We start from the raw sequence: 26,620 nt of genomic DNA, 5'->3' as shown, positions 1-26,620 counted from the left end.
TTTCACTATTCACTAATCACTATTCACTCTTAATTCGGTGCTTGCCTGAAGCAGAAGTATGCAATAAAGCAATATAATATATTAGGTATCCACGCTGCCAGCATAGCCGGTGTATCGGCATTGATGGCAAAGGTGGCACTGATGGTCTGCAACAGGATGTAACCAAACGAGAGCGCCAGTCCGATACCCAGATAGAGACCCATACCGCCCTTACGCTTACGACTGGAGAGCGACACACCTATCAGCGTCAGGATAAACGAGGCAAACGAGGTTGCTATGCGTTTGTGGTATTCCACCTCGTACTGCACCACATTCTGCGAACCACGCTCCACCTGCTTGCCGATATAGTTACGCAGCTCGGTGATGGTGAGCGTCTCCTGCTGACCCTTCGAGAAAACCAAATCCATCGGTTCCATCTGGATCAATGTGTCGATGACAGCACCCGACTGAATCTCCTCGCGCAGGCCTTTCAATGTACGTATCTTATACGACTGCGCCTTCCAGTGGTAGCGCGAGTCGCTGATACTGTCGTAACGGATCACAGAGGCTGTCATATGGCTCACCAGCTTCTTGTTCTCAAACTTATCGAGCGAGAAGCCATAGCCCGTATGCGTCTGGTCGTCGTACTGCTGGATATAGGCTATCACACCAGGCGACACCATCAGCTGTACATTGCTGGCAGAGAGCGAACGCTTCTTGTTCTTGTACTTCGACTCGAACTCCATCTTGATCTGGTTGCCCTTCGGAATCACATAGCCGCCAAGATAGAAGTTAACCGCAGCTATGAGTGCCGCAGACACCATATACGGGCGCAACAGGCGCTTAAAACTAACGCCAGCTGCCAACATAGCGATGACCTCGGAATTGCCCGCCAGCTTCGATGTAAAGAAGATGACGGCAATAAAAACGAACAACGGCGAGAACAGATTGGCGAAGTAGGGGATGAAGTTGGCATAATAGTCGAACACAATCGCCTTGAGTGGAGCGTTGTAGGTCGTAAACTTGGCAAGGTTCTCGTTGACATCAAACACAATCGAGATCGAGATGATCAGAATGATCGAGAAAATGTAGGTACCGATAAACTTGGCGATGATATAGCGGTCCAGCCGTTTCAGCAACCGAAACGGATTCAGGTACTTCAGGCATCGCAGACACTTCAGCCATCGCAGCCAGGTTCCTATCTTACGCAAACCTTCTTTCATCGTCTACGTCCTAATTGATCGATTACACTACGTTTCCACTGTACGAAGTCGCCGGCAATAATGTGCTGGCGGGCATCGCCTACCAGGCGCAGATAGAACGCAAGGTTGTGAATCGAGGCAATCTGCATGGCCAGCAACTCCTGAGCCTTGAACAGATGGTGCAGGTAGGCCTTACTATGGATACGGTCAATCTCACAGCCATCGGGATCGATAGGTGAGAAGTCGTTCTCCCACTTCTTGTTACGCATGTTCATTGTGCCCTCATAGGTGAAGAGCATGGCGTTACGACCATTACGGGTTGGCATCACGCAGTCGAACATATCGACACCGCGCTCAATACCTTCGAGGATGTTCTGAGGCGTTCCTACACCCATCAGATAACGAGGACGGTCCTTTGGCAGGATGTCGTTCACCACCTCGATCATCTCGTACATCACCTCGGTAGGCTCGCCTACAGCCAGTCCGCCGATAGAGGCACCACCACCGTCGTTCAGACGGCTCAGCACATCGCAAACGTGCTTGGCAGCGTCCTGGCGAAGGTCCTTATAGGTACAGCCCTGTACGATAGGGAACAGGGTCTGCTTGTAGCCATACAAGGGCTCGGTCTCATTGAATCGCTTCACGCAGCGTTCTAACCAGCGCTGAGTCAGGCGCAGACTGTTCTCGGCATATTTGTAGTCGCTCTGGCCTGGTGGGCACTCATCGAATGCCATCATGATATCAGCACCTATCACACGCTCGGTATCCATCACATTCTCCGGTGTAAAGATGTGCTTCGAGCCATCGATATGACTACGGAACTCACAACCCTCCTCACGGAGCTTACGGATACCTGTCAACGAGAATACCTGGAAACCGCCCGAATCGGTCAGGATAGGACGATCCCATGTATTGAACTTGTGTAAACCGCCTGCCTGTCGGAGGATATCCAGACCGGGACGGAGATACAGGTGATAGGTATTACCTAAGATAATCTGTGCCTTGACCTGCTCACGCAGCTCACTGAAGTGAACACCCTTCACACTACCCACCGTACCAACTGGCATGAAGATAGGTGTCTGGATCTGTCCGTGATCGGTTGTAATCAATCCTGCTCGGGCGTCACTGGCTGTATCTGTATGTTGTACTTCAAATTTCATCTATTTGTATCTCTGTATGGAGATTATTATTTCTTTTTGTCGTTTTCTTCGGGAATAGTAAAATCAAGGGGAGCCTTCACAATCTCATCTGTCAGGGCAAAATCCCATACGTCCTGAACATTCTCCACATAGTGGAAGTTAACACCCTTCAGATAGATATCGGGAATCTCAAGGATATCCTTCTCGTTCTCCTGGCACATCACGATATCAGTGATACCAGCACGCTTGGCGGCCAGAATCTTCTCCTTGATACCGCCTACGGGCAGCACCTTACCACGCAAGGTGATCTCGCCTGTCATCGCTGTATTCTTGCGCACCTTACGCTGGGTGAGGGCAGAGGCAATCGATGTAGCAATAGTGATACCGGCCGAAGGACCATCCTTAGGCGTAGCACCCTCTGGCACGTGGATATGGATGTTCCAGTTGTCAAAGATGCGATAGTCGATGTGCAGAGTCTCGGCATGTGCTTTCACATACTCGAGGGCCAGAATAGCCGATTCCTTCATGACATCACCCAGATTACCGGTCAGCGTAAGCTTTGAGCCCTTACCCTTGGACAGTGAGGTCTCAATAAACAGTATCTCACCACCTACTGAGGTCCATGCCAGTCCAGTTACCACACCAGCATAGTCGTTACCCTGATAGATATCACGATAGAATGGTGGTTTTCCGAGCAGATCCTCCAGTTCATTAGGGGTAATCTTATTATACTCCATCTCTTTGTCAATCTGAAGCTTAAAGGCTATCTTACGCAGAGCCTTGTTAATCTGCTTCTCAAGCTGGCGCACACCGCTTTCACGGGTATAACGCTCAATGATCATTTCGATGGCTGCCTTATTGAATCTGGGCTTTATTTCTGGGATATTCAAACCAGTATTCTCAAGTTCGCGCGGAATCAAGTGACGCTTTACTATTTCAATCTTTTCCTCTGTAATATAACCACTTACGTCGATAATCTCCATACGGTCGAGTAGGGGACGTGGAATGGTACTCAGATTGTTAGCCGTAGCAATGAACAGCACCTTTGAAAGGTCGTAGTCCACGTCGAGATAGTTGTCGTGGAAGGCGTTGTTCTGCTCTGGGTCAAGCACTTCGAGCATCGCCGATGCCGGGTCACCATTGTGGGTATTCTGAGTCACCTTGTCAATCTCATCGAGAATGAATACGGGATTGCTGGAGCCTGCCTTCTGGATACTCTTAATAATACGACCAGGCATAGCACCGATATAGGTACGACGGTGTCCACGAATCTCAGCCTCGTCGTGCAGTCCACCTAACGATACACGCACATACTTACGCTTCATGGCTGATGCAATCGACTTACCCAATGAGGTCTTACCAACGCCTGGAGGACCATAAAGACATAGGATAGGGGACTTCAGGTCGCCACGCAGGGCGAGAACGGCCATATACTCCAGAATACGCTCCTTGACCTTCTCCATACCATAGTGTTCCTTATCAAGGATCTTCTGTGCACGTTTCAGATCCAGGTCATCCTCAGTATATTCGCCCCAAGGCAGATTAACCAGCGTCTGAAGATAAGTCAGTTGTACATTGTACTCCGGACTCTGAGGATTAAGATTATCGAGCTTGTCGCACTCCTTACGGAAGAGTCTCCCCATCTCTAACGACCACAACTTGTATCTGGCCTTGCGAAGCAATTCGCGCTTCTCGGGCGATTCACCATTGCCCATCTCTGCCTGCAGATTCTTAATCTGTTGCTGCAGGAAGTAGTTGCGCTGCTGCTCGTCGATATCCTCACGGGTCTTATTACGGATTTCGGCCTTTAGGTTCTGCAGGTTTATCTCTCGGTTCAACAGTTTCATCGTCATAAACAGACGCTCCTTAACCGAAGACGCCTCAAGCAGGGCCTGCTTCTCCTTGTAATTAAACGGCAGATTGGTGCATACAAAGTTCAGCACCATCACATCGTTAGAGATGTTCTTAATTGCGAAATTAGCCTCATCAGGAATCTCATCAGACATCGAGATATACTTGTTGACCATATCGCGAAGATCACCTATGGCAGTTTTAAACTCGCGATCCTTCTTCTCGGGCTGAACCTCCGCAATGGGAGTAACATTACCCTCGAGATAAGGCGAGGTCTTGGTTATCTCATAAAGTTCAAAGCGTCCGAATCCCTGAATAATAGCCGTCACATTGCCATTTGGGAGAGATAGAATCTTCATCACCTTGGCATAAACACCCACAGGATACAGATCCTCCAACACAGGAGAATCAATCTCTGGATCACGCTGAGCTACAACACCGAAAATAAGACCCTTGCGTTCTGCCTTTTCAACTAAAGCCTTGCTGGTTTGGCGTCCAATCAGGACTGGCGTCACAACACCAGGAAACAGAACCATATTTCGCAATGCAAGAATGGGTACTTGGCTTGGAGTGTGAACATTCAAAAAATCATTGAAATCTCCATCGATATCAGCAATCATCGAAAATGCTGAATTGTTATTCTGATTACTCATTTGCTATTTTATTAGTTTGGGGTGCAAAGTTACTAATAATAATTAAGAATTAAGAAAGAAAGCCTGATTATTTACAAATAATTAGTATCTTTGCAGCGATTATGAGTAAAAATAGCTTTCAATTCAAACAATTCACGATTAATCAGGAACATTGTGCCATGAAGGTTGGCACAGATGGGACTTTACTGGGCGCTTGGGCTCAAGCGCCACAAGGACAGTCAAGAATATTGGATATTGGGACAGGCACTGGACTTATGGCACTCATGATGGCTCAACGCTATCCAGACGCTATCGTTCATGGAATCGACATCGACCCAGACGCAGCAAGTCAAGCAGAAGAAAATGTCACGAATTCTCCATTCGCGAAGAAGATTATGATAAATAGAGGAGATGCTACTAAAATTAACGACAGCATAGGGTATGACGCCATCGTCTGCAACCCTCCATATTTCGTAGATTCTCTCACATGCCCACAAGAGCAGCGTACACTGGCCAGGCACACTGTCACGCTGAACTACACATCACTGATTCAGACTGCGAAAAGACTATTAAAAGACAACGGAATTCTATCCGTAATCATACCATCCGAAAACAGCGATGATATTGAGACTACAGCCGCATTAGAAGGTTTGTTTATCACAAGAATATGCCTCATCAAAACCACACCAAATAAACTGCCAAAACGCCAACTGGTTGAGATCAGGAAAGTTCCTGCAAATCATATAGATTTTCACGAAGAAGTATTAGAAATAGCTCCAGGACAAAGAAGTGACTGGTATCAACAACTCACCAAAGATTTCTATATTAAATAATTGACAATATCAAGAGTTGATTATTGAAATTACATAGGCCTGATTATTCATCAGATAATGCTGCTCTTTAAATCACAAAGTAGACTATATAACATAGTAGGCCCGAAATAGATATGAATCCATATCACCTATTTATCATAATGCCAATTCTAATGTCATATGCTTCACAAAAAAAATAGCCTCTAGAACACATAATTCCAGAGGCTTGTATAGATCAATGTTGGTGCCGGATTTAGAATGGCAGGTCGTCAGAAGATCCCTCGCTTACAGGCTCCTGTGCTGGTGGAAATGGTGATGTGGCTTCAGAAGGAGCTGCAGCCTGAGGAGTTGCAGCAGGCTGCTGACCACGAATAACATTGTATGCACGAACATCATTATACCAACGACCATTGTATTCACGAGCATCAATATCAAACTGAATTGTCAACTCGTCACCGTTCTGGATATTGAACTGATTAATTCTGTCTTCTCCAAAAACATTGAATACACAACGCTTAGGATACTGACCAGGAACCTCTATAACGTACTCCTGAGTCTTCCATGAATTACCTGTGCGGGCAGAAACGCCGCCACGGGCTTCCATAACGGCAATGATTTTTCCTGTTAATTCCATTATCTTTTTTGTTTTTATTTGTTGAATTTATCGTTTTCAGTGTGCGAAATTACTAAAAATAGTTTGAATAAAGAACTTTTCTGCCTTTTTTTTTGCTCATTACAACTTTTTTTTGTAATTTTGTACTCAATAATATAATATGTAGAATAATAAAATAACTATAAACTATGCGTTTTACATTATCAAGTACAGCACTGAGCTCTAAGCTCACGGCATTATCGAGAGTAATTAACAGTAAGAATGCACTCCCTATTCTGGGTGATTTCTTATTTGAGATCGACAACAATATCCTGTATCTGACAGCGTCAGACTCGGAGAATGTCATGAAGACTCAGCTTGAATTGACAAATAGCGAAGGAAACATTCGCTTTGCTATCGGCAATCACGACTTGCTTGAGGCCGTTAAGGGATTCTCAGAGCAGCCAATCACTTTTGATGTGAATATGGATCAGAATCTTGCTAAGATTAGTTATCAGAACGGACTGTTCTCATTGCCTATAGACAATGCAGATGAGTATCCTATTGCCCAGCCAGTTAGCGATTTTGCGAAGTCTATCGTATTGCCTAATGCCATTCTGGCAGAGAACATCAATCGTACCATCTTTGCAACTGCTCAAGATGAGCTCCGTCCTGTGATGAATGGTATATATTTCGACCTGACACCCGATCACCTGGCTGTAGTCGCTTCTGATGGACATAAACTTGTTCGAAACAAGATTTATAGCATCAAGAGCGAAGAACCTGCTGCATTCATTCTGCCCAAGAAACCAGCTAACCTGCTGAAAAATCTGCTCGGAAAAGATGGTGGCGATGTAACGATCCGATTCGACGAGCGCAACGCTGAGGTGAACTATGGCGATGGTGTTCTACAATGCCGTCTGATTGAAGGTAGATACCCCAATTATAACTCAGTTATTCCTCAGAACAACCCCAATGAGGCTCGCTTGGACCGTTCAGCATTGTTGGCTGCTCTGCGCCGTGTTCAACCTTTTGCAAACGATTCCAGCAATCTAGTACGTTTCCACGTTGAAGGCTCTACCTTCCAACTGGATGCGGAGGACTATGACTTCTCTAAGACTGCAACAGAACGCATGACATGTGAATATAACGGTAATCCTATGAGCATCGGCTTTAAAGGTAATGCTTTTATTGAAGTACTAAGCAACATCGAGTGTTCTGAGGTTATTATTCAGTTGGCCGACTCTAGTAGAGCTGGACTGGTATTACCAAGCGAGCAGCCTGAGAATCAAGAGGTTCTGATGCTCATGATGCCTATGTTGATTAACGATTAAAAGTGGGGAGAAGGAAAAAGTGAAACTGAATCTTACAAAACCACTGGTTATCTTCGATTTGGAGACTACGGGCCTTGATTTAGTCAAGGACCGTATCATCCAGATCTCTTATATCAAAGTGTATCCTGACGGACGAGAAGAAAGGGGTAACGAACTGGTGAATCCAGAAAAGCCAATTGAGCCAATTATCACACAATTGACTGGCATTTCTAACGAAGACGTCAAGGATAAGCCTACATTCAAGCAGTTAGGAAGCATATTAGCAGAGAAATTTACTGGATGTGATTTTGCAGGCTTTAACTCCAATCATTTTGATATACCTTTACTTGCAGAAGAATTTCTCCGTGCTGGCGTAGATTTCGACTTTAGCAAGAGTAAAATGATTGATGCCCAAACCATTTTCCACAAGATGGAACGTAGAAATCTGGCTGCAGCCTATAAATTCTATTGTGGAAGAAAGATGGAGGAAGACTTTGAGGCACATCGCGCTGATCAGGACACTGAAGCTACATATCGTGTACTGATGGGCGAACTTGACAAGTATGCACCTGGTGCCAATGAAGATCCAGAAAAAGTACTTGAGAACGACATGCAGAAACTAGCAGAGTTCTCGCGTACTAATAATAATGTAGACTTCGCAGGACGCATTGTATGGGGAGAGGTTAAAGACAAGAACGGAAATCCCCTACTCGACTCTGATGGAAATCCCCGCTTAACCGAAGTGTTCAACTTCGGTAAACACAAAGGCATCCCAGTTGCCGATGTTTTACATATTGATCCTGGCTATTATAGTTGGATACTGGCTGGAGATTTCACATACAATACAAAACAGGTTCTTACACGAATTCGTCTGCGTGAATCAAAACTTAACGGATGATTAGCAAAAAGGCTTTCGTGATAGCAATACTGACACTTGCAGTTCTGGGATTGAATGCCCAAGAACTGCAAGTTAAGGTTAATATTAATCATAGTCAGGTTCAAGGAACAGATGTGAGCGTGTTCGAAAATCTACAGAAGACCATTGAACAGCTTATGAACGAACACACCTGGACTGATTTGCAGTTTCAGAAAAACGAACGCATTCAATGCAATCTGAATATCACCGTCAGCAAATACTTGCGCGACGAGAACCGTTTCGAGTGTACAGCCCTTATTCAAGCTAATCGCCCGGTGTTTAATTCTTCTTATACCTCCACCTTATATAATAATAAGGATGCAAGTTTCAATTTCTCCTTTCAGCAGTTTGACCAACTCAATTTTGCTGAAGAAAATATCGACAATCAACTGACGGCTCTTTTGGCCTATTATGCCTTCCTTATCATCGGACTTGATCTTGATAGTTTCTCCCCGTTAGGAGGAACAGATATATTACAGCGATGCCTCATTCTTGTAAATAATGCTCAAAACCTCGGCTTTCCTGGCTGGAAATCATTTGAGGACAACCGCAATCGTTTTGCTATCATCAACGATTATCTCGACGAATCGATGAAACCATTCCGTCAGTTACAATATGACTATTATCGTAAAGGCCTTGACGAAATGGCAAATAACGCAGAACGTGGCAGAACAGAGATTTCAGCATCTATAGAAAGCTGTTTATATAAAGCCCATACTGACAAGCCACTCAGTTTGCTGCCACAGATTTGGACAGATTACAAAAAGGACGAATTGATAAATGTATACAGGAACAAAGGTACTCATAAAGAGAAACAGCGTATCTATGAAATACTGATGGAACTAAACGCCTCTCAGAATAACAGTTGGGAACAAATAACCAAATAAACCACTATGCTTAGACAATTATATATTAAGAATTTCACCCTGATAGACGAACTCGATATATCATTATACGAGGGATTCTCTGTAATCACAGGTGAAACTGGTGCTGGTAAAAGTATCATCCTCGGTGCCATTGCCTTATTACTAGGACAGCGAGCTGATTCAAAAACCATCAAACAAGGGGCTGACAAATGCATCATTGAGGCCCATTTCGACTTATCACGTTATGCAATGCAGAAATTCTTTGACGAAAATGATATCGAGTATGACGCCGAAGATTGCATTATACGACGTGAACTGACAGCTGCTGGCAAGAGTCGGGCTTTCATCAATGACACGCCTGTGGCACTTTCTATGTTGAAGGAACTTGGCGAGCAGCTAATGGATGTGCATTCACAACATCAGAACCTGTTACTAAACAAACAGGATTTTCAATTAGAGGTTGTAGATATCATTGCAAACGATGCACTGCAACTTGCCCAATATCAAAAATCATACAACGGTTTTCTTCAGGCAGAAAAGGAACTGAAAGAGATGATATCTACCATTGAGCGTAACCGTGAGAATCACGATTTCATGCAGTTCCAATATGATGAACTGGCAAATGCAAACCTCACAAAAGGAGAACAAGAAGAACTAGAGCAACGTAGTGAAACAATGGAACACTCAGAAGATATCAAGAGTGCTCTGTACACCACCGACAATGCTCTTTCTTCGGAACAAGTTGGGGCACTGGAATCATTGCGTGTATCGCTCTCTGCATTAAGAAATATAGAGAATGTCTACCCAGAAGTAGGCGAACTCGTTCAACGGATAGACAGTGACTATATAGATTTGAAAGATGTCAGCCAGGAAATCTGTAGCCTACTGGATAGTATAGACTTCGATCCCACAGAGTTAGATCAAGTCAATAACCGTCTGGATCATATATATGAACTGGAAAAGAAGTATCACGTCGAGACGGTAGAAGAGTTGATTAACAAACGCAATGAGCTACACTATCAATTAAATGCTATCGAAAATAGTGATGAATCACTCGAGGCACTTAAGACTCGTAAAAACGATTTAGAAATACGAACACGTAAAGAGGCTGAAGTATTAACAAAACTTCGTATCAAGGCAGCCAAGACCATCGAGGATGAAATGCAAAAACGACTGGTTCCATTAGGTATGCCACATGTTAGATTCAGCATCCAACTAACTGCAACGGAACTTGGTTATAAAGGATCTGATAGAGTATCGTTCCTGTTCAGTGCCAACACGTCTACCCCACTCCAACCAGTTTCCCAGGTGGCATCAGGTGGAGAAATAGCCCGTGTTATGCTATCCTTGAAAGCAATGATTAGCGGAGCCGTCAAACTTCCGACAATCATTTTCGACGAGATTGATACTGGTGTTAGTGGCAAGACTGCAGAGATGATGGCACAGATAATGAAAGAGATGGGAGGACATGGACGTCAGGTTATCAGTATCACCCATCTACCACAAATTGCGGCCTTAGGTTCTGTTCACTATAAGGTAGAAAAGAACGAGACTGCTCATGGTACGACCAGCCGAATGCATCAGCTGGCACCCGACGAACGTGTTCGGGAGATTGCCCAGATGCTGAGTGGTAGTGACATCTCTGAAGCTGCTATCCAAAATGCTAAGGAATTATTAAAGAATTAGTAACTTAATATAATATTGACATAATATGAAACTTAATAAGAAATTCATCATTGATTGTATCAAAGTAATACTTGTATTTCTTTATAGCTTTTTTCCATTATTCCTTGGAGCCCAACCCAGTTGGGTAAAAAAAGCTACAAAGTCTGTTTTCACGCTGAAGACTTTTGCAGAAGACGGATCACTGATTGGTAGTAGTAATGGGTTCTTTATAAGTACTACAGGTGATGCGCTGAGTAACTATACTCCATTCAAAGGAGCTTCTAAAGCAGTAGTAATTGATGCCTCTGGTAAAGAACTACCAGTCACAAGTATCGTCGGTGTCAATGACATGTACGACGTGGTAAAGTTTCGAGTTAGCGGCAAGACTCAACCACTCACTATCAGCACAACTGCAACTCCCGTTGGCTCACAAGTATGGTTACTTCCTTATCATGAGTTGAAGAATGTACCAGCAGGAATTATTCGCAAGGCAGAAACCTTCCAAAACGAATATGAGTACTACACCGTTGCAATGTCCATACCCAACAATACCGTTAGCACCCCACTGATTAATCAGGCTGGCGAAGTAATCGGTCTGATGCAACAACCTGCTACCGATAAAGACACATTGAGCTATGCTATAAGTGCCCGATTTGTTGACTCGCTGAGGATTTCCGGATTTGGCATGAACGAAGCTACACTTCTGCAAACAAGAATTAAAAAAGAACTGCCTGATGATGTGAAAGAAGCAGTATTAGCACTCTACATGGCCCACACGCGTCAGGATTCAGCTGCCTATGTTTCTCTGATTGAAGACTTTATCCAGAAGTTCCCCAACGCCGCTGATGGATATTTGTATCGCGCCCAGCTGAAAGCTGGCCACGATGATTTTGCAGGAGCAGACCAAGATATGGAACTGGCCATTAAAAACGCACAGCAGAAAGATGATGCACACTATAACTATGCACGTCTTATATATGAAAAGATGATTTTCCAACCAAATAAAGTCTATGACAATTGGACGTTGGATAAGGCTCTTAACGAGATTCGTACGGCAAACACCTTTAATCCTATGCCCACATACCGTCAAATGGAAGCAAACATTTTGTTTGCTCAGAATAAATATGATGAAGCGTATGATATTTACACTGAATTGACAAACACAAATCTAAAGAGCGCTGAGCTCTACTTTAACGCAGCCCGTTGTAAGGAAATGTTGAAGGATTCTACTACCATGCTGGCATTAATGGACAGCGCTATGAGCACCTTCAACAAACCATATCTGAAAGAAGCAGCCCCTTATCTCTGGGCACGTGCTCAGGCTCGTTTGAAGGCTAACAGATATCGCGAAGCCATCGCTGATATGAATGATTACGAAGTACTGATGAAGGCTTCTATTAATGATAACTTTTACTATATCCGCCATCAAGCAGAGATTGAAGGACGCCTCTATCAACAGGCATTGAATGATATCAATCAGGCTATCGTGATGAATCCTAAGGAGACATTCTATTATGCAGAGAAAGCTTCTTTGGAGATACGTGTTGGTCTCTATGATAATGCGATTGCAACAGCAAATGAATCGCTCAGCGTTGCCCCTGATGACAGTGATGGCTATCTGTTCCTCGGAGTTGCACAGTGTTTGAAAGGAAATAAGAAAGAGGGATTGAAAAACCTGCAGAAAGCCAAGGAAATGGGCAATCTGCAGGCAGATAATCTCATAGCGAAGTATAAATGATTTAGAACGGCAATGGTTCGTCAGGTAACGGAGGTGGCAATGGGCTATCTCCGTTAATTTTTGATCCCAATATCTCACCACCGCCCATCGGTGCACGATTCTCAATTGCTTTGTCCTCAGGATTCTCGAATCGCGTAAACTCACCACGAAATGTCAGCAGTACATCACCTGTAGCACCTTTACGGTGTTTTGCTATAATAATCTGCGCCATACCATGTAGATCGCGTCCATTGTCATCCTGATAGATATGGTAGTACTCCGGACGATGTACGAAGAGTACCATATCCGCATCCTGCTCAATAGCTCCCGACTCACGCAGGTCAGATAACTGCGGACGTTTTCCCTCCAAGCCCTCACGACTCTCGACACCACGATTCAACTGACTTAAAGCCAGAATTGGAATATTCAACTCTTTAGCCAATCCTTTCAGCGAACGAGATATAGTTGACACCTCTTCCTGTCGGCTACTGAAGCGCATACCGTTTGCATTCATCAATTGAAGATAGTCAATCATAATCAACTTCACACCATGCTCACGAACCAGTCGTCGAGCCTTAGTACGAAGTTCAAATACTGAAAGACCAGGTGTATCATCTACATAGAGAGGTGCACCTAGCAACTGATTGATATTCTTATCTAACCGCTCCCACTCATCGCGTTGCAACTGTCCGTTCAGAATCTTAGAGCCCTGAATCTCGCAGGCATTTGAAATAAGACGGTTAACCAGCTGAACATTCGACATTTCAAGCGAGAAAAAAGCCATCGGCACACGCATATCAGCCGCAATATTCTTAGCCATAGAGAGAGCAAAAGACGTTTTACCCATCGCAGGTCGGCCAGCAATAATCACTAAATCAGATGCCTGCCATCCACTGGTCATATCGTCGAGTTTGAAATAACCTGTTGACACACCAGTCAGTCCATCGGTATTTCGAGCAGCATCCTGTATTCCTTTAACAGCCAGAGAAATTACTGGATCTATAGCTGTATAATCTTTCTTCATATTATGCTGAGACAGTTCAAAAAGCGAACCTTCCGCCTCCTGCATAAGGTCTTCTACATCAATGGTCTCATCAAAGGCCTTAGTCTGTATCATGCTCGAGAAAGATATAAGCTGACGAGCTAATGACTTCTGAGCGATAATGTTAGCATGATATTCAATATTGGCGGATGATGCTACGTTCGAGCTCAATTCTGCGACATATCCAGGACCGCCTACTTGCTCCAAATTACCAGACTTTGCCAACTGGTCTGTTACTGTCAGGATGTCAACCGGTTTCTCCTCCATACTCAGGTCACGTATGGCGGCATAAACCATCTGGTTACGAGGTTCATAGAAGCTCTCTGGCCGCAGTATCTCACAAACTACAGCATAGGCATCCTTATCAATCATCAACGCACCTAGAACAGCCCTTTCTATCTCAGTAGCCTGCGGTTGCAGGTGACCAAACGTTGGGTCAACCGGTTGGTTGCTTTTCCTTCTTCTATTTGTTTGTTCTGCCATCTTATTTATTTGAATATTTCTCAATTATATATTTTGATTATTTCTCCTTCAGTACTGGGAGTGAAAGGTGGTATCGTACTGCCAGAAACCTAATCATGCAGGTTACTGTGAAACTTATACCTGCGCTGATCTCTGCAGGCAATCCTAATTCTGCAAGTCCCCAATACGCGATACCGCCTATCACGCATGCCATCGCATAAATCTCCTTGTGAAAAATAACCGGCTCATTGTTCAACAACACATCACGGATCACGCCACCAGCCGAACCTGTAATACAACCCATAATAATAGCAACCCAAAAAGGTTGTCCAAAGGCCAAACTTTTCTGAATACCCGCAATAGTAAACAAAGCCAGTCCCAATGTATCAAACACAAACCACGCGTTTTTCAAAGGTTCCATCCACTTGCCAAACAAGACTACCGTTAAAAGGGCAACACCAGTGCATATCAGATAAATCGAGTTGGTCATCCAGAATGGTGTTGTTCCTAGCATTAAATCACGGATAGTACCACCACCGATAGCCACAGCCACACCACACACATACCCGCCAAACCAGTCAAAATGCTTGGCAGCAGCATGCCGGATTCCCGATATGGCAAAGGCAAATGTGCCTAACAATTCAATAATTGCTATAATCAGATTCTGCTCCATAAATCAATCTTCGTATCGTTTTCCCCAGTAGTTAACCATACGCTGATACATTTTCTCCTCGGTTGGATTATGCTGGCCGTGCCAGATACGCTCCTCTTTCAAGGCATCAGGCATATATTGTTGCGGTGTGAAATGTCCCGCATAATCGTGGGGATATTTATAACCGTCATGATACCCTAAATCCTTCATTAACTGCGTTGGCGCATTACGTATGGGAAGTGGAACCGGCTGGTTACCCGTACGACGTACCAAATCGAGTGCAGTATCAATACCAAGATAAGCACTGTTGCTTTTGGGGGAAGTTGCAAGATAAACAGTAGCCTCGGCTAAAGGTATTCTACCCTCAGGCCATCCTAGCTTTAGTATGGCATCATAGGCCGTGTTGGCTAATAGTAGAGCGTTCGGATTTGCCAGACCAATATCTTCAGCGGCGCTGATAACAAGTCGGCGAGCAATGAACTGCGGGTCTTCGCCTCCTTCAATCATTCGTGCCAACCAATAAAGCGCCGCATCTGGATCAGAACCACGAATACTCTTGATAAAGGCAGAGATGATATCATAATGCATCTCGCCATCCTTATCATAGGCTAAAGGATTCTGTTGGAGTCGATTAACCACCTTTTCATTTGTTATTACGACTTCATTCTTTGCTTCAGCTTCTACAATTAACTCTAAGATATTTAGTAGTTTACGAGCGTCACCACCACTATATCTAAACATAGCGTCAGTTTCCTCGAGCTTAATAGTTCTCTCTTTCAGAATAACATCCTTTTGGATAGCGCGATTAAGCAATTTGAGCAGATCTGCCTTTTCCAGCGACTTCAGGACATAGAGTTGACATCTAGATAGCAAGGGTCTGATAACCTCAAACGAAGGATTTTCTGTGGTAGCACCAATTAGGGTAACGATACCTTTCTCGACAGCTCCCAGTAAGGAGTCTTGTTGGGATTTAGAAAAACGATGTATTTCGTCGATAAACAAAATTGGTGAAGCTTCATTAAAGAATCTCCCCTTCTGCGCCTTCTCAATCACCTCACGCACATCCTTGACACCACTAGTTACAGCTGATAGTGTATAAAAAGGTGTTTCTAACTTATGAGCAATAATCTGTGCAAGTGTCGTCTTACCTACTCCAGGAGGTCCCCATAGGATAAACGAAGGTATTCGTCCTGCGTCAATCATCTTACGCAGAACAGCTCCCTCGCCTACCAAATGTTCCTGTCCGATATACTCGTCTAAAGTGCGAGGACGTAGTCTTTCAGCCAATGGTTGTGCCATAATCGGGCACAAAGTTACGCTAAATTACGAAAATTACAAAAAATATTGCCTAAAAACTTGCTAATAAAAAATAAAGTGGTTACATTTGCACCAAATTTAGTATCATATTATGGCAAGAACAAAAGTACAACAACCGGAAAGTAATCCGTCATTATCAATTAAGTCAGTAACCAAGAGTAGTGTTTGGGACATTCAGGAGAACGATGTAATCCGTATGTGGGAAGCTGCTTGCAAGGATGCAGAAGTAAAAGAGAACGTGAAGCACTATATCCAGATTTTTAAGAGTGCATTCTTCATTGAGGATCTTCGTGAAGACTCTGCCCCAGTACGCAAAAGTTATGAGAACCGCGGCTATAAGGTAGCTGTTATCAAGTTCGACGATAACATGAAGTTTATATGGGCTATCAAGAAGCGTCCAATTTCACGTGTTACAGACTTGACCTATGAGAATATCCGTCATATCAGTGCTACCCAGTTACTCGAAGTTATCGACCGCAATTTTGGTGGAGGTTGGGATTCGTTGTCTCAGTCTGTTCAGGACGTTATCCAAAGCGGCTTTGATATCTCCACCACCACTCTTCCTAAAGACCGCCTGCACAAAAAAGGTGGCATGTACGACAAGAAAGTAGAGGATGGATATGAGGTTCTCGAAGTAGCAAAGGGAGGCTGGGTTGAAGCCATCTTCGCCAAATTGAAACCAGAGGAAATCAAACTCCGTATGCAGTTGCGTAACGGCGATGATGACGATTTCGATGAGGACGACGATTCTGACGTTATCGTGGAAGACAACTACAGTTCACACGACGAGGAAGATGAAGAAGTAGATGGACCTAACGATGATGATATCACCGAGGACAACTACTCAACAATGATGGATCTTGGCAATGAGAACGACGAAGAGTCGACTGAGCTAATTGACTTCACTGACGAGTAAGTTTTTCTAATCAACAAATCCAATAAAAACTAAAACCTATCTATTATGATGATTCCCAAAGTATTCTGGCTAGTGCCCGTCGCATCGATTGTGGCACTAGCTATGGCGTACTATTTCTTCACGCAGATGATGAAGGCCGATGAAGGCACGCCACGCATGAAAGAGATTGCGCTTTATGTGCGCAAGGGTGCAATGGCTTATTTGAAACAGCAGTACAAAGTTGTAGGCATTGTTTTTGCAGTGCTCTGCGTACTGTTTGCCTTCATGGCCTATGGACTTAATGTACAGAACCCTTGGGTTCCGTTTGCTTTCCTAACAGGTGGATTCTTCTCAGGGTTGGCAGGATTCTTTGGTATGAAAACTGCCACTTACGCTTCCGCTCGCACTGCTAACGCCGCACGCGAGAGTCTTGATGCGGGACTGAAGATTGCTTTCCGTTCTGGCGCCGTAATGGGGCTGACCGTTGTAGGATTAGGTTTGCTCGACATTGCCATTTGGTTCGTCGTACTCAATTTCTTCGATGCAGATGGTCTGATCTCAATAACGACAACCATGCTGACATTTGGCATGGGAGCTTCAACTCAAGCCCTGTTTGCGCGTGTGGGTGGTGGTATCTACACTAAGGCAGCCGATGTGGGTGCAGATATTGTTGGCAAGGTAGAGGCTGATATCCCAGAGGATGATCCACGCAACCCTGCCACTATTGCCGATAACGTTGGTGATAATGTTGGTGATGTAGCAGGTATGGGTGCCGATTTGTACGAAAGTTATTGCGGTTCAGTTTTGTCTACCGCAGCGCTTGGAGCAGCCGCTTTTGGGATAGCAGGATTAGACATTCAACTCAAGGCTGTTATTGCCCCGATGCTGATTGCTGCCGTAGGTGTATTCCTCTCTCTTCTTGGCATTTTCCTAGTACGCACCAAGGAAGGAGCAACCATGAAAGATTTGCTGCACTCCCTCTCTGTAGGAACCAATGTCAGCGCAATCCTTATAGCAGCAGCAACCTTTGCCATTCTCTATCTACTGGGAATCGAAAACTGGCTTGGTCTTTCATTCTCCGTTATCTCCGGTTTAGCCGCAGGTGTAATTATCGGTCAGGCTACCGAATACTATACCTCACATTCGTACAAACCTACCCAGAAGATTTCGGAGGCTGGCCAGACCGGAGCTGCAACTGTGATCATCAAAGGTATCGGAACTGGTATGATTTCAACATGCGTACCTGTTATCACCATCGGTATCGCTATCATGCTCAGCTATCTCTGTGCCAACGGCTTCGATCTCTCGATGACATCTACTTCGCTTGCTCATGGCCTATATGGTATCGGTATTGCAGCCGTAGGTATGCTTTCAACACTCGGTATCACTTTAGCAACCGACGCCTATGGTCCTATCGCCGATAATGCTGGTGGAAACGCTGAAATGTCGAGTTTAGGCAAAGAGGTTCGCCATCGTACTGATGCGCTCGATGCTTTGGGCAACACCACAGCTGCTACAGGAAAGGGCTTCGCCATCGGTTCCGCCGCTCTAACAGCTCTGGCTCTTTTAGCTTCGTACATCGAAGAGATTAAGATAGCAATGACACGTGCAGGTGTTATGATGGAGAATGTGAAAGGCGAACTGATTTCAGCCGCCGATGCCAATATTCCAGACTTCATGAACTTCTTCCAGGTTAACTTAATGAATCCAAAAGTGCTGGTTGGTACTTTTGTTGGTGCAATGGCCGCCTTCCTGTTCTGTGGAATGACCATGGAGGCAGTAGGTCGTGCTGCCGAGAAGATGGTTCAAGAGGTTCGTCGCCAGTTCCGCGAAATTGCCGGCATATTAGAAGGTACCGGAACACCCGACTATGGCCGTTGCGTTGAAATCTCCACCCGTGCTGCTCAGCACGAGATGATTATTCCATCAGTCCTGGCCATCATTATCCCAATCGTCGTTGGATGTGTTTTAGGCGTAGCTGGTGTACTTGGTCTTCTTGTAGGCGGTTTGGCAGGTGGTTTCACCCTCGCCGTATTCATGGCCAACGCTGGTGGTGCATGGGATAACGCAAAGAAGAACATCGAGGAAGGCGCTTTTGGTGGTAAAGGCTCGTTTGCCCATAAAGCCTGCATCGTTGGTGATACTGTTGGCGATCCATTTAAAGACACCTCCGGCCCATCTCTCAACATTCTGATCAAGCTCATGTCAATGGTGAGCATAGTGATGGCTGGTCTTACAGTTGCATTTATGTAATTTATGAAGAAATTATTATCAATAATTACTATCTGGCTTTGCAGCACTATCTGCGCGCAAAGCCAGATTTTTACCTCTTCCGCTATCCCCGATAGCATATGGGCAACCATGCAGGGTAAAACTTGGAACAAAAATCCTTACATCAAACGCAGCGATTTGCGCTACCTCAGAATCTCGCATATCGACCTTGAAGGTCGCACCCATGTGGGCGAAATGGTTTGCAATAAGTTGATAGCAGAAAAACTATTGGCGATATTCAGCGAACTGTATAAGGCGCACTATCCTATCCAACAGATGCGTCTGCCCGATGTGTACGATGCCGACGACGAGCGCCAGATGCGCGCCAATAACACTAGCTGTTTCTGTTATCGAAACATCTCGGAGTCTAAAAATCTGTCAAAACATGCCCGCGGATTAGCCGTAGATATCAATCCACTTTATAATCCTTATATACGTTATAGTAAAAAAGATGGCAGTCAGATTGTAGAGCCCGCAAATGCTAGGAAATACATTGAGCGCACAGCAAAATTCCCTTACAAAATTACACGTAACGATTTGTGTTACAAACTATTCACAAAATATGGTTTTATATGGGGCGGTGCTTGGCGAACCAAGAAAGACTACCAGCATTTCGAATTCAATGTACGATAGATTTCGTTTGATAGTATGCCTGCATCACTCGGAAACCATAATCCAAAAGTGCAGCCGATTCTATAAACCTACTTTTAAACGTGCGACTGTTCAGTAGTACCAGTGTTAAAGAAATTCCACTTCTGGTAGCCGATGAGGCCAAACAATAGCCAGCCTGACGGGTATAACCTGTCTTGATACCAGTACAACCTTCATACGTATGGAGTAAAGCGTTGGAGTTACGACAAGCCAGATAGCGACCATCCGTTAGCGGTATATTTTTCTCAGCAGTACCAACGATGACAGCAAAAGCACTATCACGCATACAATAGCGTGCAAGTTTTATCAAATCAGCAGCACTACTGAAGTTATTATCGTTAGGCATACCATTCGGATTGGCAAAATGTGTACTATCCATACCCAGATACATAGCTTTACGGTTCATCATATCATAGAACTGCAACGTGTCGCCCGCCACTTGTTTTGCTAACGCATAAGCAGCATCATTGTCACTAATCATCATCATCTCGTATAATAAGTCGTTCATCAGATATTCATCACCCAATCTTACACGTGAATCCTTATTAATAAAAACATCACTGGTAATCTCTATACTATCCGCTAACCGGCCATTTTCCAACGCCAACAGACAGGTCATCATCTTTGTGATTGATGCCATATAACGACGCTCTAATGCATTTTTCTGACTGATAATGATACCTGTCGAATCGTCCACCAGCATCCAAGCATCAGCACTGAGAGAATCGAGTTTCGTGCGCCCCTGTACCGTATCTGTATTTACAAACATCATCAACGATGTACTATCAATATGACTAACAGCCATCAGTCGGGCCTGTTCTGGGGTAATATCGCTATCCTCACGTTGTCCTGATCTGCACGATGCCACAAACAATAGTAGCATCCATGTAACAAATATAGTACCTATATGTTTCATTTCGTGTGCAAAATTACTAATATTTTTGGAATTTTGCTATATTATTAGTAAATTTGCAGCCGAAATGGAAAAAATAATACTTGGCATTGATCCTGGAACGAATTTGATGGGTTACGGACTGCTGAAGGTCATCGACGGGAAAGCGCAAATGATGACGATGGGAGTTATCGATCTGCGGAAATTTCCAGATGCCTATTTGAAATTAGGTCATATCTTCGAGCGCGTAACCAGTATCATTGATGGTTTCCTGCCCGACGAGATGGCTATCGAAGCCCCCTTTTTCGGCAAGAATGTCCAATCTATGCTGAAGTTAGGTCGCGCTCAAGGAACTGCCATAGCAGCCGCCGTCCATCATGGAGTCCCCATTCATGAATATGCCCCGATGAAAATTAAGATGGCACTAACGGGCAATGGAATGGCCTCAAAAGAACAGGTAGCAGGAATGCTTCAGAGACTTCTGAAAATACCTTCAGAGGAGATGGGCAAGTATATGGATGCTACCGACGCCTTGGCAGCAGCCTACTGCCACTTTCTACAGATGGGGCGTCCAGAAAGTCCTGTGAAGTATCGTGGTTGGAAAGACTTTATTAATAAAAATCAAGAGAAAGTATCTAAAAGAAAAATATGAGGATCATCGAATTAAAGAATGCTATAGCACGCAAGCCAGAATGGAGTTTGGCAGAACCTGTTGACTTTTGGCTTGACGAAGGAGAACATGTAGCTATTGTTGGCCGTAATGGCGGCGGAAAAAGTATGCTAATCGATATGATCACCGGCCGCCATCCCGTATTTCCGGATATGATAAGTTATGCTTTCGACGAACCCTATAACAACATCAAACACATCACATTTCGTGATACATACGGTGGTGACAACGACCGGACATACTTTCTACAACAACGATGGAACCAAACGGAAATTGACGAGGATACACCAACCGTTGGCAATAAACTTGAAGAAGCCTTCCTGTTATCAGGCGAAGACACCCCTGAACGCCGTGCTTTCCAACAGCATATTTATAAACTTTTCCATCTCGATGAACTGCTTGATAAATATATCATCCTGCTGAGCAGTGGCGAACTGCGCAAATTCAAACTCGCAGCAAGCCTGTTTACCAGACCTCGCGTACTCATCATCGAGAACCCCTTTATTGGACTTGATGCTGAAACTCGTGACCAAGTCAATGAATTACTTCTTCAGTTGTCTAAGGAACAGGATATGCAAATAATTTTAGTGCTATCTAAGATGAACGAGATTCCCGAGTTTGTTACCCGTGTCATCAAACTAAATGAGCTACGCTTTGTATCCGATATCAAGGTAAAGACCGAATTTCCTATCGAACGCTGTCCTCTGGCTATCGAGGATATCTGCAAGGATGTCATTCCCCCACTCCCACAGGAAATTATCAAGTTCAACCATGTCACTATTCGCTATGGTGAACGAACCATTCTGAAAGATCTTAACTGGGTGGTCCTCAAGGGTGAACATTGGTCACTATCAGGTCAGAATGGCTCCGGCAAGTCTACCCTTCTCTCTCTGGTTTGTGCCGACAATCCACAGAGCTATGCATGTGATATCTCACTGTTTGGTCATAAGCGTGGCTCAGGCGAAAGCATATGGGATATCAAGAAGCATATTGGTTATGTATCACCAGAAATGCATCGTAGCTATAAGCAGAATATCCCAGCAATCCAGATTGTGGCCAGCGGTCTGAAAGACACTGTAGGACTATATTTCAAGCCTACTGAGGTTGAGAAGCAGATATGTATCGAATGGATGAATTTATTCGGCATAAAACACTTGGCCGATCGCAAATTTCTCGAGATCTCGAGCGGAGAACAACGTCTGGTCCTCTTGGCGCGCGCTTTTGTCAAGAGTCCCGACCTACTGATTCTTGATGAGCCTCTTCATGGGCTTGATCTGTGCAACCGCAATTTGGTCAAATCAATCGTTGACCGTTATATGTACGAAAATCCAGACCGTACGCTAATTTACGTAACCCATTATGAAAATGAGTTACCGAATTGTATCGATAACTCACTCTATCTGAAAAAGAATTAATCGTTTTTATTTCTCCATCAGCGCTGCAGTACGTACTCTTGAGAGTGTCTCAGGGGTCATCTGCAGGTAGCTGGCGATATAAACCAAGGGAGCTCGAAGTACCAATTGCGGCTGATTCTTTACCAATTTCTGGTACCGGTCCTGCGCACTCTCAAAGCGCAACATGTCAGCATGGTGCTGTGAAAGAATCAGGCTCTCCTCAAGAATCTTACGGTACAGTATCTGGATATTCACGCTTTTCATAGCCACAGCCTCCAGTTCTGCCTTGGGCAGGGCAATAAGAATAGTAGGCTCGAGCGCCTTTATCTGCAACTGTGAAGGCTGCTCACGGAACAAACTTTCGATACACATCACGATGTTGTTCTCTGTCGCCATATATTCGGTCAACTCCTTATCGTTTTTGAAGTAATACTGACGCACCAATCCGCGTACCACCCAATAAATGTTAGTACATACCTCGCCTTCTTTCAGAACGAACTCGTTCTTGGCGAATTTCATTGGAACAAGAATGCTCTCGAGCAAGTCGAGCTCATCATGCGTCATTGTACTGTATCGACGGGCTAATTCACGTGCCACATCTCTTGTTGTCAAGCTAACATTTGCCATAGATTATCGTTTGTTTTTAGTCCAATTTCAATACTGCGAGGAAAGCCTTCTGCGGCACTTCCACATTACCGATCTGCTTCATTCTCTTCTTGCCACGCTTCTGTTTCTCCAACAACTTACGCTTACGACTCACGTCACCACCATAACATTTGGCAGTCACATCCTTACGTACCTGCTTCACAGTCTCACGGGCTATGATTTTAGCACCAATAGCAGCCTGGATAGCTATGTCAAACTGCTGACGCGGAATCAGCTCCTTCAGTTTTTCACACATACGACGACCAAAAGTCACTGCATTGTCTTGGTGCGTCAGCGTTGATAGTGCATCCACGGGTTCGCCATTAAGCAGGATATCCAGCTTTGCGAGCTTCGAGGGACGGAAGCCATCGATATGGTAATCGAATGACGCATATCCCTTCGATACAGATTTAAGCTTATCGTAGAAGTCGATCACAATCTCACCCAACGGCAACATAAAATGTAATTCGATACGGTTTCCACTGACATACTGCTGGTCGAGCAACTCACCACGCTTATCAAGACAGAGTGTCATGATGGGGCCGATAAAATCGGCAGCAGTAATAATAGAAGCACGGATATAGGGCTCCTCGATATGATCGATCAGAGTCAAATCCGGAAGGCCTGAAGGATTGTGCACCTCTTTAACCTCACCTTGCTTGGTATAGCACATATAGCTAACGTTTGGCACAGTGGTAATTACATCCATATCAAACTCTCGGTCCAATCGTTCCTGGATAATCTCCATATGGAGCAATCCAAGGAAACCGCAACGGAAACCAAATCCAAGCGCTACTGAGCTTTCGGGCATGAATGTGAGCGATGCATCATTCAATTGTAGTTTTTCAAGTGAGGCACGCAGGTTCTCGTAGTCAGCAGGATCAATAGGATAAACACCGGCAAACACCATGGGCTTAACCTCTTGGAAGCCCTCAATAGCTTTATCACAAGGTAAAGACACATGGGTAATGGTATCGCCGACCTTAACCTCCTTCGAGTTTTTGATACCACTGATAATATATCCCACATCGCCTGTCTTCAGTTCTTTGCGGGGTATCATATCCATCTTCAGCACACCAATCTCATCTGCGTCATACTCCATACCTGTATTAAAGAACTTCACATGGTCGCCACTTTTAATCGAGCCGTTTACAATTTTAAAGTACGCAATAATACCACGGAAGGAATTGAAAACAGAGTCGAAAATGAGCGCCTGAAGTGGTGCCTTCTCATCACCCACAGGGTGTGGGATACGCTCTACCACAGCATTCAATATCTCCTCAACGCCCTCACCGGTTTTACCTGAAGCGCGGATAATATCCTCGCGATCACATCCAATCAGATCGATAATCTCATCCTCCACCTCATCGGGCATAGCGCTGGGCATATCAATCTTATTAATGACAGGGATAATCTCTAGATTATGATCAATAGCCATATAGAGGTTAGAAATCGTCTGAGCCTGCACACCCTGAGTAGCATCAACAACCAATAACGCACCCTCACAAGCAGCAATAGAACGAGACACTTCGTATGAGAAGTCAACGTGTCCTGGGGTATCAATCAGGTTCAGGATATATTTCTCTCCCTGATAAGTATATTCCATCTGGATGGCATGACTCTTAATGGTGATTCCACGTTCACGCTCCAGATCCATATCATCGAGCATCTGCCCCTCAGTCACCTGAATTGTCTTAGTGTACTCTAACAGTCTGTCGGCCAGAGTAGATTTCCCGTGATCAATATGGGCTATAATGCAGAAATTTCTTATATGATTCATTGTAGATTCTATGCTTTAAAGTGCAAAGGTATAAAAAAAGTCTCAGAAATCGCATATTTTTGCTTTTTTTTGTATCTTTGCAGCCAAAAAAAAGCATTCATTATGAAAAAGTATTGGATATTGGCATTTTTCGCCATATTATTGACAGCCTGTCAGGAGTCACTCGAGGATCGTGCAGAGCGCGACGCCAAGGATTACACACGCAAGCATTGTCCCACAGCAATGGACGAGACCACCATCATCGATAGTCTAACATTTGAGCGTGATACACGTACTGTACACTACTATTACAGATTGACCGGTGTAGCAGATGATGCCAATCTGAACAAGGACGAAGCCGTAAATACATTGAAGCAGTCACTCAAGAATAGCACGGCCGTCAAGGCATATAAGGATGCGAAGTTCCGCTTCGCCTATACCTACCACTCCGAAAAGGACCCGAAGAAAATTCTTCTGGATGTAGTATTCACTGATAAAGATTATTAAAGAAAAGTCCCTCACCACATGGCGAGGGACTTTCTTTTCTTATTCTGCAACCTCCTCAGGTTTCATGTTTGTGTAAACGGTCTGAACGTCATCGAAGTCCTCGAGTTTCTCAACCATCTTATCGATGGTCTCGCGCTGCTCGGCAGTCACGTCTTTCAGATCGTTAGGAATACGGGTGAACTCAGCACCTGTTACCTCGAATCCATTCTCCTCCAAATGCTTCTGCACAGCACTAAAGCTTGAAGGATCTGCATAGATGGTAATGCTGTTCTCTTCCTCGTCCTCATCATACTCATCCTCTACACCGTAGTCAATCAGGTCGAGAATCATTTCGTCCATATCCAGTCCATCCTTCTTCTTGAAAGTGAACACAGACTTGTGATCGAACAAGAAGCTCAGAGATCCCTGAGTTCCCAGATTACCATTGAATTTGTTGAATACCGAACGAACATCACCCACAGTACGTGTTGTGTTATCGGTAAGGGTCTCAACAAAGATTGCGATTCCATGAGGTCCGTATCCTTCATAAGTCACTTCCTTGTAATCGCTCTGGTCCTTACCCATAGCATTCTTGATAGCACGCTCGATGTTATCCTTTGGCATATTCTCGCGCTTTGCGTTAGCAATGATAGCACGCAGTGCGGGATTGTTCTCGGGCTCTGGACCGCCTGCCTTTACGGCGATAGCAATCTGCTTACCAATCTTTGTAAATGTCTTGGCCATATGGCCCCATCGCTTCAGCTTTGTAGCTTTACGATATTCAAATGCTCTTCCCATAT

General features: G+C 44.5%; 23 protein-coding genes. 12 read left to right on the top strand and 11 right to left on the bottom strand.

The window, feature by feature from the left end:
* Positions 1-29 precede the first annotated feature (29 nt).
* From T495_RS0105595 to lon, 3 genes are read right to left on the bottom strand one after another with little or no spacing between them, the layout of a single operon-like run.
* Positions 30-1,202, bottom strand: coding sequence for an LptF/LptG family permease (locus tag T495_RS0105595; RefSeq protein WP_033147906.1), 1,173 nt, complete (start codon positions 1,200-1,202; stop codon positions 30-32).
* The gene (tgt, locus tag T495_RS0105590) at positions 1,199-2,341 is read right to left on the bottom strand and encodes a tRNA guanosine(34) transglycosylase Tgt (RefSeq protein ID WP_028903702.1); all 1,143 of its coding nucleotides are present in this window, start codon (positions 2,339-2,341) and stop codon (positions 1,199-1,201) included. The genes T495_RS0105595 and tgt overlap by 4 nt, the downstream gene beginning before the upstream one ends.
* 26 nt (positions 2,342-2,367) lie before the next feature.
* Positions 2,368-4,791, bottom strand: coding sequence for an endopeptidase La (lon, locus tag T495_RS0105585; protein WP_197020355.1), 2,424 nt, complete (start codon positions 4,789-4,791; stop codon positions 2,368-2,370).
* A 134-nt stretch (positions 4,792-4,925) separates the two neighbouring features.
* On the opposite strand from lon, the gene T495_RS0105580 reads away from it, so the two are divergent.
* Positions 4,926-5,636 carry a tRNA1(Val) (adenine(37)-N6)-methyltransferase gene (locus tag T495_RS0105580; RefSeq protein WP_033147904.1) on the top strand — a complete coding sequence of 237 codons (711 nt, stop codon included), beginning with the start codon at positions 4,926-4,928 and terminating at the stop codon, positions 5,634-5,636.
* A 232-nt stretch (positions 5,637-5,868) separates the two neighbouring features.
* On the opposite strand, the gene T495_RS0105575 is transcribed toward T495_RS0105580, so the two are convergent.
* Positions 5,869-6,249: a DUF3127 domain-containing protein gene (locus T495_RS0105575; RefSeq protein WP_028903699.1), complete on the bottom strand. Its 381-nt coding sequence runs from the start codon at positions 6,247-6,249 to the stop codon at positions 5,869-5,871.
* Between the two features lie 167 nt (positions 6,250-6,416).
* On the opposite strand from T495_RS0105575, the gene dnaN reads away from it, so the two are divergent.
* The 5 genes from dnaN to T495_RS0105550 are packed head-to-tail and all read left to right on the top strand — an operon-like array spanning position 6,417 to position 12,705.
* Entirely contained in the window at positions 6,417-7,541 is a 1,125-nt protein-coding gene (gene dnaN / locus T495_RS0105570) for a DNA polymerase III subunit beta (RefSeq protein ID WP_028903698.1), read from the top strand.
* A gap of 19 nt (positions 7,542-7,560) precedes the next feature.
* Positions 7,561-8,418: a 3'-5' exonuclease gene (locus tag T495_RS0105565; RefSeq protein ID WP_028903697.1), complete on the top strand. Its 858-nt coding sequence runs from the start codon at positions 7,561-7,563 to the stop codon at positions 8,416-8,418.
* Positions 8,415-9,323: a DUF4835 family protein gene (locus T495_RS0105560; RefSeq protein ID WP_155993466.1), complete on the top strand. Its 909-nt coding sequence runs from the start codon at positions 8,415-8,417 to the stop codon at positions 9,321-9,323. Before T495_RS0105565 ends, T495_RS0105560 begins: the two co-directional genes overlap by 4 nt.
* 6 nt (positions 9,324-9,329) lie before the next feature.
* On the top strand, positions 9,330-10,988 hold the full coding sequence (gene recN, locus T495_RS0105555) for a DNA repair protein RecN (protein ID WP_033147903.1): 1,659 nt from the start codon (positions 9,330-9,332) through the stop codon (positions 10,986-10,988).
* Between the two features lie 25 nt (positions 10,989-11,013).
* Complete coding sequence (locus tag T495_RS0105550) at positions 11,014-12,705, top strand: serine protease (protein ID WP_033147902.1); 1,692 nt, start codon at positions 11,014-11,016, stop codon at positions 12,703-12,705.
* Between the two features lies 1 nt (position 12,706).
* Here the strand turns inward: T495_RS0105550 and dnaB are convergent, their stop codons facing one another.
* The 3 genes from dnaB to T495_RS0105535 are packed head-to-tail and all read right to left on the bottom strand — an operon-like array spanning position 12,707 to position 16,139.
* Entirely contained in the window at positions 12,707-14,209 is a 1,503-nt protein-coding gene (gene dnaB, locus T495_RS0105545; protein ID WP_028903693.1) for a replicative DNA helicase, read from the bottom strand.
* A 37-nt stretch (positions 14,210-14,246) separates the two neighbouring features.
* On the bottom strand, positions 14,247-14,861 hold the full coding sequence (locus tag T495_RS0105540; protein WP_028903692.1) for a trimeric intracellular cation channel family protein: 615 nt from the start codon (positions 14,859-14,861) through the stop codon (positions 14,247-14,249).
* A gap of 3 nt (positions 14,862-14,864) precedes the next feature.
* Positions 14,865-16,139, bottom strand: coding sequence for a replication-associated recombination protein A (locus T495_RS0105535; protein WP_033147901.1), 1,275 nt, complete (start codon positions 16,137-16,139; stop codon positions 14,865-14,867).
* A 109-nt stretch (positions 16,140-16,248) separates the two neighbouring features.
* On the opposite strand from T495_RS0105535, the gene T495_RS0105530 reads away from it, so the two are divergent.
* Genes T495_RS0105530 through T495_RS0105520 form a run of 3 tightly spaced genes read left to right on the top strand, consistent with a single transcriptional unit; the run spans position 16,249 to position 19,956 of the window.
* Positions 16,249-17,073 carry a hypothetical protein gene (locus T495_RS0105530; protein WP_051523092.1) on the top strand — a complete coding sequence of 275 codons (825 nt, stop codon included), beginning with the start codon at positions 16,249-16,251 and terminating at the stop codon, positions 17,071-17,073.
* 42 nt (positions 17,074-17,115) lie between these two features.
* Positions 17,116-19,305 (top strand): sodium-translocating pyrophosphatase, encoded by a 2,190-nt coding sequence (locus tag T495_RS0105525; protein ID WP_028903689.1) that lies wholly within the window; start codon positions 17,116-17,118, stop codon positions 19,303-19,305.
* Positions 19,306-19,308: 3 nt separating this feature from the next.
* On the top strand, positions 19,309-19,956 hold the full coding sequence (locus T495_RS0105520; RefSeq protein WP_033147899.1) for a M15 family metallopeptidase: 648 nt from the start codon (positions 19,309-19,311) through the stop codon (positions 19,954-19,956).
* Here T495_RS0105520 and T495_RS0105515 read toward each other — a convergent pair.
* On the bottom strand, positions 19,943-20,890 hold the full coding sequence (locus T495_RS0105515; RefSeq protein ID WP_051651868.1) for a D-alanyl-D-alanine carboxypeptidase family protein: 948 nt from the start codon (positions 20,888-20,890) through the stop codon (positions 19,943-19,945). The genes T495_RS0105520 and T495_RS0105515 overlap by 14 nt on opposite strands.
* 64 nt (positions 20,891-20,954) lie before the next feature.
* Here T495_RS0105515 and ruvC point away from each other — a divergent pair, with 64 nt between their 5' ends.
* A complete protein-coding gene (gene ruvC / locus T495_RS0105510; protein ID WP_033147898.1) occupies positions 20,955-21,518 on the top strand; it encodes a crossover junction endodeoxyribonuclease RuvC in 564 nt (187 codons plus the stop codon).
* Positions 21,515-22,951 carry an ATP-binding cassette domain-containing protein gene (locus T495_RS0105505; protein WP_033147897.1) on the top strand — a complete coding sequence of 479 codons (1,437 nt, stop codon included), beginning with the start codon at positions 21,515-21,517 and terminating at the stop codon, positions 22,949-22,951. Before ruvC ends, T495_RS0105505 begins: the two co-directional genes overlap by 4 nt.
* Positions 22,952-22,957: 6 nt before the next feature.
* Here T495_RS0105505 and T495_RS0105500 read toward each other — a convergent pair whose 3' ends face one another.
* On the bottom strand, positions 22,958-23,557 hold the full coding sequence (locus T495_RS0105500) for a Crp/Fnr family transcriptional regulator (RefSeq protein WP_028903685.1): 600 nt from the start codon (positions 23,555-23,557) through the stop codon (positions 22,958-22,960).
* A gap of 16 nt (positions 23,558-23,573) precedes the next feature.
* Positions 23,574-25,355, bottom strand: coding sequence for a translation elongation factor 4 (gene lepA / locus T495_RS0105495; protein WP_033147896.1), 1,782 nt, complete (start codon positions 25,353-25,355; stop codon positions 23,574-23,576).
* Positions 25,356-25,457: 102 nt separating this feature from the next.
* On the opposite strand from lepA, the gene T495_RS0105490 reads away from it, so the two are divergent.
* Complete coding sequence (locus T495_RS0105490; protein WP_033147895.1) at positions 25,458-25,841, top strand: hypothetical protein; 384 nt, start codon at positions 25,458-25,460, stop codon at positions 25,839-25,841.
* Positions 25,842-25,880: 39 nt separating this feature from the next.
* Here the strand turns inward: T495_RS0105490 and T495_RS0105485 are convergent, their stop codons facing one another.
* Entirely contained in the window at positions 25,881-26,618 is a 738-nt protein-coding gene (locus tag T495_RS0105485) for a YebC/PmpR family DNA-binding transcriptional regulator (RefSeq protein WP_013065643.1), read from the bottom strand.
* Between the last annotated feature and the right edge of the window lie 2 nt (positions 26,619-26,620).

It is taken from the genome of Prevotella sp. P6B1, assembly GCF_000702825.1.
In the GTDB taxonomy this organism is placed as follows: domain Bacteria; phylum Bacteroidota; class Bacteroidia; order Bacteroidales; family Bacteroidaceae; genus Prevotella.
Note: the sequence above shows the minus strand (reverse complement) of the source record. Positions and strands in the feature narration are given on the sequence as shown.

What these genes read in the sequence shown, in the direction of transcription:
- T495_RS0105520 (WP_033147899.1), top strand. Translation starts at nt 19,309, where the DNA reads ATGAAGAAATTATTATCAATAATTACTATCTGGCTTTGCAGCACTATC.
- T495_RS0105530 (WP_051523092.1), top strand. Translation starts at nt 16,249, where the DNA reads ATGGCAAGAACAAAAGTACAACAACCGGAAAGTAATCCGTCATTATCA.
- T495_RS0105595 (WP_033147906.1), bottom strand. Translation starts at nt 1,202, where the DNA reads ATGAAAGAAGGTTTGCGTAAGATAGGAACCTGGCTGCGATGGCTGAAG.
- recN (WP_033147903.1), top strand. Translation starts at nt 9,330, where the DNA reads ATGCTTAGACAATTATATATTAAGAATTTCACCCTGATAGACGAACTC.
- lon (WP_197020355.1), bottom strand. Translation starts at nt 4,791, where the DNA reads ATGATTGCTGATATCGATGGAGATTTCAATGATTTTTTGAATGTTCAC.
- T495_RS0105540 (WP_028903692.1), bottom strand. Translation starts at nt 14,861, where the DNA reads ATGGAGCAGAATCTGATTATAGCAATTATTGAATTGTTAGGCACATTT.
- T495_RS0105490 (WP_033147895.1), top strand. Translation starts at nt 25,458, where the DNA reads ATGAAAAAGTATTGGATATTGGCATTTTTCGCCATATTATTGACAGCC.
- T495_RS0105505 (WP_033147897.1), top strand. Translation starts at nt 21,515, where the DNA reads ATGAGGATCATCGAATTAAAGAATGCTATAGCACGCAAGCCAGAATGG.
- T495_RS0105485 (WP_013065643.1), bottom strand. Translation starts at nt 26,618, where the DNA reads ATGGGAAGAGCATTTGAATATCGTAAAGCTACAAAGCTGAAGCGATGG.
- T495_RS0105535 (WP_033147901.1), bottom strand. Translation starts at nt 16,139, where the DNA reads ATGGCACAACCATTGGCTGAAAGACTACGTCCTCGCACTTTAGACGAG.
- T495_RS0105500 (WP_028903685.1), bottom strand. Translation starts at nt 23,557, where the DNA reads ATGGCAAATGTTAGCTTGACAACAAGAGATGTGGCACGTGAATTAGCC.
- T495_RS0105550 (WP_033147902.1), top strand. Translation starts at nt 11,014, where the DNA reads ATGAAACTTAATAAGAAATTCATCATTGATTGTATCAAAGTAATACTT.
- ruvC (WP_033147898.1), top strand. Translation starts at nt 20,955, where the DNA reads ATGGAAAAAATAATACTTGGCATTGATCCTGGAACGAATTTGATGGGT.
- lepA (WP_033147896.1), bottom strand. Translation starts at nt 25,355, where the DNA reads ATGAATCATATAAGAAATTTCTGCATTATAGCCCATATTGATCACGGG.
- T495_RS0105575 (WP_028903699.1), bottom strand. Translation starts at nt 6,249, where the DNA reads ATGGAATTAACAGGAAAAATCATTGCCGTTATGGAAGCCCGTGGCGGC.
- dnaN (WP_028903698.1), top strand. Translation starts at nt 6,417, where the DNA reads ATGCGTTTTACATTATCAAGTACAGCACTGAGCTCTAAGCTCACGGCA.
- T495_RS0105560 (WP_155993466.1), top strand. Translation starts at nt 8,415, where the DNA reads ATGATTAGCAAAAAGGCTTTCGTGATAGCAATACTGACACTTGCAGTT.
- T495_RS0105580 (WP_033147904.1), top strand. Translation starts at nt 4,926, where the DNA reads ATGAGTAAAAATAGCTTTCAATTCAAACAATTCACGATTAATCAGGAA.
- dnaB (WP_028903693.1), bottom strand. Translation starts at nt 14,209, where the DNA reads ATGGCAGAACAAACAAATAGAAGAAGGAAAAGCAACCAACCGGTTGAC.
- T495_RS0105515 (WP_051651868.1), bottom strand. Translation starts at nt 20,890, where the DNA reads ATGAAACATATAGGTACTATATTTGTTACATGGATGCTACTATTGTTT.
- tgt (WP_028903702.1), bottom strand. Translation starts at nt 2,341, where the DNA reads ATGAAATTTGAAGTACAACATACAGATACAGCCAGTGACGCCCGAGCA.